At 60.3% G+C, this 12,609-nt stretch carries 9 protein-coding genes; 4 read left to right on the top strand and 5 right to left on the bottom strand.

Annotation, left to right across the window (positions count from 1 at the left end; genetic code table 11):
* Positions 1-364: 364 nt before the first annotated feature.
* From AAF555_08745 to AAF555_08735, 3 genes are all read right to left on the bottom strand, one after another.
* Positions 365-2,089, bottom strand: coding sequence for a 30S ribosomal protein S1 (locus AAF555_08745; protein MEM6911659.1), 1,725 nt, complete (start codon positions 2,087-2,089; stop codon positions 365-367).
* A gap of 161 nt (positions 2,090-2,250) precedes the next feature.
* Positions 2,251-2,883, bottom strand: coding sequence for a rhomboid family intramembrane serine protease (locus tag AAF555_08740; protein ID MEM6911658.1), 633 nt, complete (start codon positions 2,881-2,883; stop codon positions 2,251-2,253).
* Positions 2,884-3,154: 271 nt separating this feature from the next.
* Positions 3,155-4,627 carry a DASS family sodium-coupled anion symporter gene (locus AAF555_08735; protein ID MEM6911657.1) on the bottom strand — a complete coding sequence of 491 codons (1,473 nt, stop codon included), beginning with the start codon at positions 4,625-4,627 and terminating at the stop codon, positions 3,155-3,157.
* Between the two features lie 100 nt (positions 4,628-4,727).
* Here AAF555_08735 and AAF555_08730 point away from each other — a divergent pair, with 100 nt between their 5' ends.
* The 3 genes from AAF555_08730 (at position 4,728) to AAF555_08720 (ending at position 8,504) form a co-directional block, all read left to right on the top strand.
* Positions 4,728-5,474: a PEP-CTERM sorting domain-containing protein gene (locus AAF555_08730; protein MEM6911656.1), complete on the top strand. Its 747-nt coding sequence runs from the start codon at positions 4,728-4,730 to the stop codon at positions 5,472-5,474.
* Positions 5,475-6,009: 535 nt separating this feature from the next.
* Entirely contained in the window at positions 6,010-6,813 is an 804-nt protein-coding gene (locus AAF555_08725) for an alpha/beta fold hydrolase (GenBank protein ID MEM6911655.1), read from the top strand.
* Positions 6,814-7,166: 353 nt separating this feature from the next.
* Entirely contained in the window at positions 7,167-8,504 is a 1,338-nt protein-coding gene (locus AAF555_08720) for an MATE family efflux transporter (GenBank protein ID MEM6911654.1), read from the top strand.
* A gap of 222 nt (positions 8,505-8,726) precedes the next feature.
* On the opposite strand, the gene AAF555_08715 is transcribed toward AAF555_08720, so the two are convergent.
* Together AAF555_08715 and recF are read right to left on the bottom strand one after the other, a co-directional pair.
* The gene (locus AAF555_08715) at positions 8,727-9,716 is read right to left on the bottom strand and encodes a 2-hydroxyacid dehydrogenase (protein ID MEM6911653.1); all 990 of its coding nucleotides are present in this window, start codon (positions 9,714-9,716) and stop codon (positions 8,727-8,729) included.
* A gap of 432 nt (positions 9,717-10,148) precedes the next feature.
* Positions 10,149-11,219, bottom strand: coding sequence for a DNA replication and repair protein RecF (gene recF / locus AAF555_08710; GenBank protein MEM6911652.1), 1,071 nt, complete (start codon positions 11,217-11,219; stop codon positions 10,149-10,151).
* Positions 11,220-11,324: 105 nt separating this feature from the next.
* Here recF and hisS point away from each other — a divergent pair, with 105 nt between their 5' ends.
* The gene (hisS, locus tag AAF555_08705; protein MEM6911651.1) at positions 11,325-12,602 is read left to right on the top strand and encodes a histidine--tRNA ligase; all 1,278 of its coding nucleotides are present in this window, start codon (positions 11,325-11,327) and stop codon (positions 12,600-12,602) included.
* The last annotated feature ends 7 nt before the right edge of the window (positions 12,603-12,609 follow it).

Below are 12,609 nucleotides of genomic sequence, written 5' to 3'. Positions count from 1 at the left end.
GTGCCTGCACCGCGCCCTCGTCGCGCCTTGGTCTGGCCCGAAATCCACTCGGCCATTCTACCAGCCAATTCTGCAGCTTGGTATGAGAGACCTGCGCGTCGATGTCGTGAGGGGGTGAGTTTTGGGTTTCAGGGTTCGGCCTTGATGGTCGAAGGACTCTTTGAGGCGGCAGGGTGGCAGGGGGTGGGCTGCGGATCGGCTGCGAGAAGCTGGGGGATGCGTGGTGCTGCTGATTCTTGTGGGGCTTGTCATCCCGGCACGAGAAAGCGCCTCGCCGGGGTGTCCGACGAGGCGCTTTCTTCGTTGGCTAGGTGGGCGGGCCGGATGCCGGCCTCCCTTCTGCCATTTCTTTTGAAGTTTGGGTTTAGCTCTTGTCCTCGTCTTCTTCGTCCTGGCCGCCGCTCGGGCTCCAGTCTTCGGTGGCGATGTTGAAGGCTTGTTCGAGTCCAACGAGGTCGGCACTGGAACGCAAGCTTTCGAAGGCTTGGCTTTCTCTTTGCAGCTCTTCTTCGTTCATGTCGACGGCTTTGATGGAGAGGCCGATGCGGCGCTCCACTTTGTCGACCTTGATGACGCGGGCTTCCACTTCATCGCCAACTTTGATGACGTCTTTGACACGTTCGACGTGTTCGTCAGAGAGCTGGGAGATGTGCACCAAGCCATCGATGTCGTCCTCCAACTGGACGAAGGCCCCGAAGCTCGCGATTTTGGCGACCGTGCCTTTGACGAGGTCGCCCACTTTGAAACGAGTGTCGATTTCGCTCCAGGGGTCGGTTTCGAGCTGCTTCATGCCGAGGCTGATGCGCTGATTGGGCTTGTCGATGTTGAGGACCACGGCCTCGACTTCGTCGCCCTTTTTGAGCATTTCCGAGGGGTGATTGATTTTGCGGGTCCAACTGAGGTCCGAGACGTGGATCATGCCATCGATGCCGTCTTCCAGCTCCACGAAGGCGCCGTAGGCGGTGAGGTTGCGGATTTCGCCTTTGATCTGCGTGCCGATGGGGAAGCGGTTTTCGACGTCGTCCCAGGGGTTGGGTTCCAGCTGGCGAACGCCGAGGGAGATTTTCTGCTCTTCGGTGTTGATGCCAAGGACGACGGCTTTGATTTCTTGGTCGAGTTCGAGAACGTCGTTCGGTCGGTTGATCCGCTTGGTCCACGAGAGTTCGGAGACGTGGACCAGGCCTTCCACGCCTTGCTCGATTTCGATGAAGGCGCCGTAGGGGACGAGCTTGGTGACCTTGCCCGCCACTTCCATGCCGATGGGGTAGCGGCTTTCGATGTCCTCCCAGGGGTTGTGGCTCATTTGCTTGAGGCCGAGGGAGACGCGTTCTCGCTCTCGATTGACGTCCAGGATCATGACTTCGACCATTTGGCCGATGGAGAGCAGCTCGCTGGGGTGATTGATGCGGCCCCAGCTCATGTCGGTGATGTGAAGCAGCCCGTCCATGCCGCTGAGATCGACGAAGGCGCCGAAGTCGGTGATGTTTTTGATCTGCCCTTCGACTTTGTCTCCGATCTTGACGGTTTCGAGGAACTTCTGGCGCTGCTCGGCCCGCTCGGCTTCGATGACTTCGCGGCGGGAGATGACGAGGTTTTTGCGGTCGTCATTGACCTTGACGATTTTGAATTCGAAGATTTTGCCGACGTATTCGTTAAGGTCTTTGGGCGGGATGATGTCGATCTGGGAACCCGGGAGGAAGGCTTCCACCCCGACGTTCACGATGAGGCCGCCTTTGACGACCGATTTGATTTTGCCCTTCACGAGGCCGCCGTCTTCGTAGACGCCTACGATCTTGTCCCAGTTTTGCTTGTGATCGGCCTTTTCTTTCGAGAGGACCACCATGCCTTCATCGTTTTCGAGCTTTTCGAGCAGGACTTCGATTTCATCGCCGACTTCGATTTCATCGTCCTCAAATTCGGTGGCGTGAATGGCTCCCTCGGATTTGTAGCCGATGTCGACGATGATGACCTGGGATTTGATTTCGAGGATGGTTCCGTTGACGATGCTGCCTTCTCTGAATTCGCGGAAACTGCGATCGATGAGGTTGGTCAGCTCGGTGAGTTCGGCGGTGGCCGCTTCCGTGGACATGAATGGGACTGGGTTTGGGTTCAGGGTGGGGGGCGGCTCGTGGCCAGCCAGATTGCTCCGGAGGACCTTTCCGTTCCCCGGAGCACCTGCGAACGGAAAGGGCGGGGAGTATCCGGGTGTTTCTTGAGAATGCAAGGGGCTTTCTCGTGGTGGGCGGGAGGCTAGCGAGCGGAATGGGGTTTCTCGGGTCGGAGAAGGAAGGAGGTCAAAATGAGACCGCCCAGAAAGCCTCCGAGATGCGCGCTGTAGGCGATGCCCACGCCCGCCCCGAAGATACCAAGGAGGTCGAGAACGAAGTAGGCGCAGCCGAGGATGATGAGATTGGTGGGCGGGACGGGGTGGGCCAGGGGCCAAATTTCCGGAAACGGAAGGTGCCAACGCACGGCCAGTCCGAGGTAGGCGCCCATGAAGCCCGAGACGGCACCCGAGGCCCCGATGGAGAGGCCGTCCGGATTCAACAAGACGAAGGCGCCCGAGGCGCTCAGGGCCGTGAGCAAGAAAATCCCGAGCATCCAACGCCAGCCCACCAGTTCTCCCACTAGGCCCCCGAAGATCCAGAAGTAGAGAAGATTTCCACCGAGGTGAGCGAGGTCGGCGTGCAAGAAGGCCATTCCCAGAAGCCCAAGGAGCGGGCTGGCCGTCTCGGGGGCGGGGGCTTGCAGGAAGGCGCGGACCGCCGCGGAATCCAAAGTGGCCCATTGACTGAGCGACGACCCGGTCCAGCCCAAGGCGCTGGTGAGGAGGATCGCGAGGGCCAGGCCGAGAAGAATGCGATGAACGAGGAGAAGGGGCACGGGAGAATTTCCAATAGCTTGGACGACTTTCAAGGAACGGGGGGCTCGGGCCCGTTCCTTGACCTAATACCAAGCTCCAGAATTCACTGGTAGAATGGAGGGAAGGAGGTGTGGGGAAGAGGCGCTGAAGCGCGTGGAAGGGAGAGCCGGAGTCTTTCGAGCCAGCCCTGCGTTGCTCCTCGGTTACGGTGCCTGCACCGCGCCCTCGTCGCGCCTTGGTCTGGCCCGAAATCCACTCGGCCATTCTACCAGCCAATTCTGCAGCTTGGTATTAGGGCTGCCAGAGGGAGACGCCCCATGCTACCAGGGGAGCGAGGGCCCCGAGGAGGAGGCCGGCTCGCAGGTAGTCTTTGGTGCGGATGAGGCCGCTCGCGTAGGCGATGGCGTTCGGGGGAGTAGAGATGGGCAGGCACATGGCGCTGGAGCAGGCGATGGCGACTGGAAAGGCCAGGGACATTTCGCTGAAGCCCTCGATGCCGCTGGTGAGCGCGATGGCGACGGGTAAGAGCATGGCAGCAGTGGCCGTGTTCGACATGACGTTCGACATCAGGAGTGCCAGGTAGGCGATCACGAAGGTTAAGATGAGGGGCGAGAGATTTTCTGGGAGCAGTCCTGGGAGCCAGGCGCCCACGCCGGTTTCGGTGATCCCCACCCCAAGCGCGAGCCCCCCCGCGAGCATCAGGAGGACGTCCCACGGGAGGCGGCGCATGTCTTCGGCCTGGAGGATGCCACTGACCGCTAAGAGGGCGATGGCGAAGAAGGAGACCACCGCGGGGGGCGTGCCATGAAAGGACTCCGTCATCCAGGAAGCCACGGCAAAGAGGAAGACGGCCATGACGAAGACTTGCTGCCAAGCGGGAGGGGGCGGCGGGGTGGGGTCGGCCTCCGTTCCCTCCATTTGGCCGAGCTGGCTGATATCGATTTTCCGCCTGCCCGAAGGATAGAATTTCAGGAGGTAGAAGTAGCCAATGACTCCCATGATGAGGGCCACCGGCACGCCCAGCTTCATCCATGCGAAGAAGGAGGGGCGAAGGTCTTCGGAGAGGGCACCCACGGCAATGGCATTGGGCGGGGTCCCGATGATGGTGCCGATCCCACCGAGGTTGGCCGCGATGGGAACGCTCAGGAGGAGGCCGAGGGCAAACTTGTCCCCTGGGGGCAGTTTGCGGGTCACGGGGGCCATGACCGCTACCATCATGGCGGCGGTGGCGGTGTTCGACATGAACATGGAGAAAACGAAAGTGATGAGCATGACGCCTGCCAGAAGTCTCCATGGCTGATCCCCGCAGAGGCCAACGACTTTTCGGGCGCAGAGGAGATCCAATTGCGTTTTGACGGCCGCGGCCGCCAGCACGAAGCCGCCCAGGAAAAGCCACATGATGGAACTGGACCAAGGCGAGACGAAGGCCAGCCAAGCGTCCCTGTCCTCGAGGCCGGCCAAGACACCTCCGGGTTTTCCGAGAATGAGAATTTCAAGCGCGATGATGAGGATGGCAACGACGAAGGCCGGCATGGCTTCCACGATCCATAATCCAGCTGTGAAAAAGAGGATGAAGAGCATCCAGACACCAGCCGCTTCCAGACCTGCAAACCAGCCCAGCGATTGGCCACCAAGAGTCAGGGCGGCTGCCAAAAGAAGACAGGCCATCGTTTTGAGAAAAGCCGCCGGGACGTTGAAGGTGAGGGCGGAGAGAATGCGCTTGCCCTGCGCGCGGGTATCTCGGTCTTCGAGTCGGTCAGTCATGGAGTTTCGGGCAGGGGAATCTTCGCTTGACTTTGTTTCGCAAGCCATCTCCTCGTGAAGCGAGGTCCTAGTGTAACCTGAAACTCTCTCCCCTTCACAAATGAATCCTTTTCGCTCTACTTCTTGCCTGGTCGGTGTCCTGCTAGCGGTTTCCTCTTTGATTGGTCAGTCGGCTGTCGTTTTTAGTTTCGGGAACGGAGGGGATGGGCCGTCCGGTTCGGACACCAGCATCACTTTCAATGCGACGGGAGGGATCACCGTCAATGGCACCACAGAAGTGGGGAATGATCCCACCGGGGATCTGTCGCAACCCGGTGACTTTGGCACCATCGTTGTGACCTACACCTCAATCGCCGATGACGACGCCGGAACCGATTTCAATGGTCCCGACACCGACTTTGACCCGGCGACCTTTTTAGGTGGAGATGTAACCAATGATTTCGTCACGAATAGTGCTGGTCTTGGCATTAGTGATGGAACTGATAATGCAGGGCTTCAGGTGGGGGAGGCCGTGCTGGTGCAGTTCGATTTGAGTGCCTACACCGGTCCAGGGCTTCTTTTAGTCAGTTTTCTCGAAGATGCCAACGATGGGCGCACACTGGATCTTCATTATAACGACGCCCCTGGTTCAGGCGTTTTTGTCGGAGGGGGAACCAATGATGCGGCTGATATCGTGAATTTCCAGCTGTCGGATGGAGACTTGTTTGCGTTTGTGAATCCGAATACCAATGCCTCGCGGTTGACTCAGTTCACGCTCGACGTCATCCCTGAGCCGAGCAGCGGACTGTTGCTGGGATTTGGTGTGCTTTTGCTGAGCGGTTTTCGACGCCGTCGGACGGCTGGGTAAGGGGCTTTTCAGGTTTCAGGCGGGGCTGTTCTTCTCCTTGATTCGGCAGCTTATACCAGGCCGCAGAATTGGCTGGTAGAAAGACACCGGCTCTACCTTCCCCGCGCTTCAGCGCCTCTTGCCCACACCACCTCCCCTCCATTCTTCCAGTGAATTCTGGAGGTTGGTATTAGCATTACTCGCAGGGCGGGAAAATCGTGAGGCGGGCGGCGGGCTCGTGTTGTCAGACCTGCCTAGGAGCCGAGACCGTTCTGGGGGAATGGTTCGCTCGTTTATGATTTCGCCGCCACCTTCTCAAACAATGGGAACCACCCGGGTGGCTGGAAGATGACTGCCTTCGCAGAATGACAGCCTTGTGCTAGCGGTGACGGGGATGCGAAAACGACTTTGGCTTTGGGTGCTTAGCGTTCTCGGGCTTTTCCTTCTTGGAATTGGTTTGGTGATTTGGCGAGCAGCGGATCAGTTGGTGAGTCCTCCCCGCCGAGATTTGCTGGCTTACCATAGGGACTGGCTCAATTACCCCGAGAGTCACGGTATGACGCTTTCTTTTTTTGCCGCCCAGGGAGGCGAGGTGCCCGTGATCTTATGTCAACCCGCCGACAAGCCTGCCGAGCGAGGAGAAATTCTTCGAGAACAGTTGGCTGAACGTGGCATTGATTTGCCTGCGTATGGAGAGATTCGAGGCACCTTGGTTTTGCTTCACGGACGCAAGGGCCGAAAGGAGGATTTGCTTCCCGTCGCCGAACGATTTGTCGCGGTCGGTTATCGCTGCCTCTTGCCTGATTTGCCTGCCCATGGAGAAAGTCCTCTGAGACGAGTTCGGTTTGGAGCCGACCCCCAGGAAGCGGCTTTGCCCATGGCAGTTTTGCAGGAGGCACAGGAGCGCTTTCACTGGGAATTCGGGCCGAAAGGGCTCTGGGGAATGTCGATGGGAGGAGCCTTCGCCATCCATGCGATGGGCCAGTGGGAGGCTCGAATCGTCGTGGCGTCTTTCGCCGATTTGGAAGAGGTGGCTGAAGAGTTTTGCCGGAAGTGGGCCGGTCCTGCGGGGCCGCTGGCAAGTCATTTGGCTCTTTCGTTGGCTTCCATGCGAGGAGACTTCGACTACCGCAGCGTCAAGCCGAGGGAGTCAGCACGCAGGATCAAATCGCCGACTTTGGTGGCCCATGGAACGGAGGATGAATTGTTGTCTTTGGCGGAGGGCATGCGGCTTTACCGCGCAGTGGGAGCTCCTCAGAAGCGGTGGTTGGCGGTGCCTGATGGAGGGCATGATGATGTCTTGATCACGCCGATGGAACTCTATGCCGAAATGGCGATGTGGTATGCAACCCATTTGTGAGAGCGATGGTTGGCGAGTAGCAAGCGACCGGTTTAGGTAGGAGGACGGTGGGTTTCGGGGTTCGGGGTTGGCTGGGCTGCTCCTTGATTCGGCAGCTTGGTGGAACAAGCCTTTCTTGACCTCTCCGCGTGTCTGGTCTACTTCCCTGCGCACTATGAAACTTGCCCTTTCCAAGATGTCTGGCTGGACCGCCGTGCGTGACGGTGATTCCTGCGGGCCTTGGTGAGTCGAGTTTCTTTCCCCACTTTTCCACTTTCCAAGGCCCGCTGGTTCTTCTCCACGGGTCTTTTCTTTTGAATGAGAGGAGCGCGGGGGAGTGCTGGCGGGCTTTGGTTCCTTGCCCTTCCTCCACTATGCTTTCTTTCGCCTCCTTGCTACGCGAGTCCCGCGCGACCGTCCTGCTCGCGCTGCCTTTGGTGGCCGGTCAGCTCAGCCAGATGCTGATGGGGGTGGCGGACACGCTGATGATTGGTCGGCTCGGAGTGGTGCCGTTGGCGGCTTCCACTTTTGCCAATACTTTGCTGTATCTTCCTCTGATGTGCGGCATCGGGATGTCGATCGCCGTTTCCATCAAGGTTTCTCAAGCACGCGGGGCCCAAGAGCCTGTGGCAGCCCGGGCCGCTTTGCGACATGGGGTCTATGTAGCGGTGGCGTTAGGAGCCTTGACGCTTTTGGCTGCTTGGCTCTTGCTGCCGGTGATGCCGGTCTTTCGGCAAGAGCCCGAGGTGCTGCGGGCGGTCCCGCACTACTTTCTTTTGGTGGCGGGTTCCATGGCCTTTGCCATGGCTTCCATGGCCATCAAGAGCCACGCCGATGCCATGAATCGACCTTGGCCGGTCTTTTGGATTCTTCTGGGAAGCGTGCTGTTCAATGTCTTGCTGAACTGGATTTTTATTTACGGCAACTGGGGGGCGCCGCAGTGGGGTCTAGAGGGTGCGGGCTTGGCGACCCTGTTGGCGCGGGTCTCTGGATTGATGGTGATGATCTGGTGGTGCAAGCGACGGCCGGATTTGCGCGAGTGGGTGCCGTATCGCTGGCTGCGACGGCCGGATTGGGTAGCGGTCCGCAGTCTTTTGAAAACGGGCTTTCCGGCTAGCATGCAACTCTTGGCTGAGGTGAGTGCGTTTGTGGCGGCCACGCTGGTCATTGGGACCTTGAGCAAGGAGGCGCTCGCCTCTCACCAAGTGGCCATCAGTTGTGTCGCGACGGTTTTTATGATTCCCCTCGGCATTTCCATGGCGTTGACGGTCCGGGTGGGCGAGGTCTGGGGAGCCAAGAGGCCCGAGCGGATCCGGCCCATGGTCATGAGTGGTTGGCTGCTGGCGACCGGGGTGTCTCTTTTGAGTATGACGGCTTTCTTGTCGTTCAATGATGCCATGGCCGGCTGGTTTTTGAAGGAGCCTGAGGCCCGCTCTGTGGCGGCGAGCTTGCTGCTGGTGGCGGCGGCCTTCCAACTGAGCGATTCGCTTCAGATTCTGTCCTCTGGCGCGCTGCGGGGGTTGGATGACGTGGCGATTCCGGCTTGGATCGCCTTTGGTGCCTATTGGGTCATTTCTCTGCCCTTGGGGTGGGTGCTGACGTTTCCTCTCGGCTTAGGCGTGTCCGGAATGTGGTGGGGGATTACGGTCGGGCTGACGGTGACGGCGGTGGCTTTGGGGCGGCGGATTTGGCGGAAGGGAGGCCTTGGCTAATACCAAGCTGCAGAATTGGCTGGTAGAATGGCCGAGTGGATTTCGGGCCAGACCAAGGCGCGACGAGGGCGTGGTGCAGGCACCGTAACCGAGGAGCAACGCAGGGCTGGCTCGAAAGACTCCGGCTCTTCCTTCCCCGCGCTTCAGCGCCTCTTCCCCACTCCACCTTCCCTCCATTCTACCTGTGAATTCTGGAGGTTGGTATAAGATCCGGTCGACCGCTCAACCGCTGACTTCGTGATCGAGAGGCCCGCCCTGCTCGAATTGGTCGAGATTGTGGACGGTGGTTTCGGCGATGTTGCGCAAGGCTTCTTCGGTGAGAAACGCTTGGTGCGAGGTGATGAGGACGTTCGGGAAGGTGGTGAGTCGCATGAGGACGTCATCGGTGATGACGTGGTGGGAGTGGTCTTCGAAGAAGAGGCCAGCTTCCTCTTCGTAGACATCGAGGGCGACGCCGCCCAGCTTGCCGGATTTGAGGGCCTCGATGAGGGCCTGCGCATCCACGAGCGCGCCCCGTGAGGTGTTCAGGAGGATGAGGCCGGGCTTGACCTGTTCGAGAGCCTGGTGGTCGATGAGGTGATGAGTCTGCGGGAGAAGCGGGCAGTGCAGGGAGAGGACGTCCGACTGGTCCAGGAGCGTGGCGAGCGGGACATATTCCGCGCCGAGGGCTTTGACCGCTTCGTTTTCAAAAGGGTCATGGGCCAAGACGCGGCAACCAAAGCCGCTCAGAAGCTGGATGAAGATCTCGCCGATTTTCCCGGTGCCAATGACGCCAATGGTTTTGCCGTGGAGGTCAAAGCCCATCAAGCCATGGAGAGTGAAATTGCCTTCTTTGACTCGCTGGTAGGCTTTGTGGATGCGACGGTTGAGAGCCAGCAGAAGGGCGAGGGCGTGTTCGGCCACGGCATGGGGAGAGTAGGCGGGAACCCGGGCTAGGCGGATGCCGGCGGCGGCGGCCGCGGGCAGATCGACGTTGTTGAACCCAGCGCAGCGCATGGCGATCCAACGCACGCCCTGCTGGGCCAGCGCGGCCAGCGTTTCGGCCGAGAGATCATCGTTCACGAAGGCGCAGATGGCGGGGCAGTCCTCGGCCAGCTTGGCGGTCTCGGGTCGGAGACGATTCTCAAAAAAACGGAGCTGGTGGCGTAGTTCGCTCGCGGCTTCGAGCGAACTGCGGTCATACGGTTTGGTGCTGAAGACGGCGGTGTTCATCGGGCGGGTGGGAACGGGATAGGATAAGGGTATTCGCAGGAAGAAGAGGTCGGCAAGGCAAGAGGCGACGGGGTTGGCTCGCTTTGCCAGCCTTTTGCGGGCCAAGGGGCGGCCGGGGGCGGCTGCGAGGCGGGAGAGCTAATACCAACCTCCAGAATTCCCTGGAAGAATGGAGGGGAGGTGATGTGGGGAAGAGGCGCTGAAGCGCGGGGAAGGGAGAGCCGGAGTCTTTCGAGCCAGCCCTGCGTTGCTCCTCGGTTACGGTGCCTGCACCGCGCCCTCGTCGCGCCTTGGTCTGGCCCGAAATCCACTCGGCCATTCTACCAGTGAATTCTGCAGCTTGGTATCAGGAGACGGGAGCGAGAAGGACTCGCTCCGAGGGGGAAAGGGTGAGTTGCCGGTGCCGCGGAGCCGTTTGGCCCCTCAATTGGTTCATTTGGTAGCCGGGCAGATGCTTCCTGAGTCCAGTCGATAGCGGACCAGGTTTTCGTTTCTCGTGTCATCCATCCAGTCGATGGTGGTGCTGGTGATGAGCTTTTGGGAGTCGGGGGGCAGATGTTCCAAAAGCGCATTGCGGCGTTCAGGGTCGAGCTCGCCGAAGACGTCGTCGATCAGCAGGATGGGGGACGTTTGGTGCCTTTCTTTCAAGAGAGTGGCTTGCGCCAGCTTGAGAGCGATGGCCAGGCTGCGCTGTTGGCCTTCCGAAGCGAACTCGGCAGCAGGCAGGCCATTGAGCCCCAGGGTGAGATCATCCCGGTGGGGACCCACCAGGGTGCTTCGCTTCTTGGCTTCCTGATCGCGAACCAGCTCGAAAGAGCTGGCGAGGTCTTCACCGCTCGCGTTTTCGTAGCGCAGCGCGAGCGCTTCTTGGGCCGCGCTCAGGTGCTGCTGGGCTGCTTGGGCATGGGGGGTGAGGGCGTCGATCAGTTGGCTGCGGGTGCGGGTCAAGATCCGGCCGTGCTCGGCCAGGACTTGTCCGTAGGCGTCGATTTGGTCCCAGCGTGGCTGGGCATCGCGTTTGAGGAGAAAATTGCGGGCGCGGAGGGCCCGTTCGTAAGCCCGCAGGGCTTCGCGGTAGCCGGGTTCCACCTGGGAGGCCAGGAAATCCAGATAGCGGCGCCGGTTCTCGGCTCCGCCGCGGATGAGGTCGCGATCGTCATTCCCCATCCAGACGACGAGACCGCTCTCGGCCAAGTAGTCGGCTCCGCGGGTGTGCACTTGTCCATCCACCCGCAAGCGTCGGCTCTTGGGTGCTAGGCCGACCACCAGGCGATGCTTCTCGGTCTGGCCTTCGACGCTGGCGGCGGCTTGTCCCAGGCGGATGCAGTCGCCCAGCCGACGAGATCGAGGCGATTGCAGGCGCAGCAGCACGCAAACCGCTTCCAAGATGGAGGTCTTGCCCTGGGCATTGGCACCGAGAAAAGCCACCGGCCGAGCAGGGGGGAGTTCCAGCTTCACTTCTTGGAGACAGCGAAATTGGCGGATGTGGAGGGAGTGGAGCAAAACAGACCTGGGATGAAAACTCGCTTACCTGGTCTCTGGCAACTGGGAACTACTCCCTTGAACGGAACGCCTTGCGGTGCATGCTAGCGCCCCTTCCTTCCGCCCATGGATTCCGCCCTGCAATGCTTGCCAGGCTTCCGCGAGTTCGCTCCCGAAGACTGTGCCAAACGCAATTACCTTTTCGCCACCTGGCGGGAGGTCGCCCGCCGGTATGGCTTTGTGGAGTGGGAGGGACCGGTGCTGGAACCGACCGATCTCTTTCGCAAGAAAAGCGGCCAGGAAGTGGTGGGCCAGCTCTTTCACTTCGTGGACCGAGGCGAGCGGGAAGTGGCCCTGCGCCCCGAACTGACTCCCAGCTTGGCTCGGCTGGCCGCGATGCGGGAGCGCCACTACCGCAAGCCCCTCAAGTGGTTCGAGCTCGGGCCGTGCTACCGCTATGAGAAGCCGCAAAAGGGAAGGGGCCGGGAGTTTTACCAGTATAACGTCGATTTACTGGGCGAAGCGGGTCCGGAAGCCGATGCGGAGTTGATTGCCTTGGCCATCGATGTTCTGCGCGAACTCGGCTTCGGCCCGGAGGATTTCCAAGTGCGCCTGAGTGATCGGGATGCTTGGGTCCGATTCGCCGCTGCCCGGGGAGTGGAGGAGAAAAAAGTGAGCGAGTTCCTCCAAATCATCGACAAGCTGGAGCGGGAGCGACCCGAGGTCACGCAGGAGAAATTGGTGGCCCTCGGGATCGAGCCGACTGAAGTCGAGGCCTTTTTGCAAACGCCGCCTGAAGAGAACAGCGCTTTGTCCTCGATCGTGGCGGACTTGGAAGCGCGTGGGCTAGGGGACTTCGCCGTCATTGACCGGAGCATCGTCCGGGGGCTGGCCTACTACACCGGAACGGTTTTCGAATTGTTCGACCGGAAACACGGTCTCCGCGCCATCGCCGGGGGGGGTCGCTACGACCATCTCATTGAGATGCTGAGCGATGGAAAGTCCCAGATCCCGGCAGTCGGCCTCGGCATGGGGGATATGGTCCTCCAGGAATTTATCGAAGCGGTCCCGGCCGCCCGGAAAAAGCGGGAGGCCTGGTTGCAAGTCGAGCGCCCGATCGAGGTGCAGGTGCTCTTGGCCGACCCCGCCCAGCGATCGGCCGCCCTCTCGCTCTTGCAGACCTTGCGAAACGCAGGCCTGGGGGCCGATCTCTGCTTCGGCTCTCCTAAGCTGGGCAAGCAGTTCCAAGCGGCCGAGGCAGCCGGAGCCAAGTTCGGAGTGCTCATCGGAAGCGAGTATCCCTCCCTCCAGGTGAAAAACCTGCGCGACCGCTCTCAAATCGACACCACCAGCGACCATCTTCTGGCAACCCTGACCGATCTCCTGCTGAAGTCTCCCGACTGAAGACCAA

It is taken from the genome of Verrucomicrobiota bacterium (assembly GCA_039027815.1).
Taxonomy (GTDB): Bacteria; Verrucomicrobiota; Verrucomicrobiia; order Verrucomicrobiales; family JBCCJK01; genus JBCCJK01.
The sequence above is the reverse complement of the archived record's forward strand: the minus strand, read 5'-3'. Positions and strand labels throughout refer to the sequence as shown.

Coding starts and splice junctions, on each gene's coding strand:
- hisS (MEM6911651.1), top strand. CDS start 11,325: ATGGATTCCGCCCTGCAATGCTTGCCAGGCTTCCGCGAGTTCGCTCCC.
- AAF555_08725 (MEM6911655.1), top strand. CDS start 6,010: ATGACGCTTTCTTTTTTTGCCGCCCAGGGAGGCGAGGTGCCCGTGATC.
- AAF555_08730 (MEM6911656.1), top strand. CDS start 4,728: ATGAATCCTTTTCGCTCTACTTCTTGCCTGGTCGGTGTCCTGCTAGCG.
- AAF555_08715 (MEM6911653.1), bottom strand. CDS start 9,716: ATGAACACCGCCGTCTTCAGCACCAAACCGTATGACCGCAGTTCGCTC.
- AAF555_08745 (MEM6911659.1), bottom strand. CDS start 2,089: ATGTCCACGGAAGCGGCCACCGCCGAACTCACCGAGCTGACCAACCTC.
- AAF555_08735 (MEM6911657.1), bottom strand. CDS start 4,627: ATGACTGACCGACTCGAAGACCGAGATACCCGCGCGCAGGGCAAGCGC.
- AAF555_08720 (MEM6911654.1), top strand. CDS start 7,167: ATGCTTTCTTTCGCCTCCTTGCTACGCGAGTCCCGCGCGACCGTCCTG.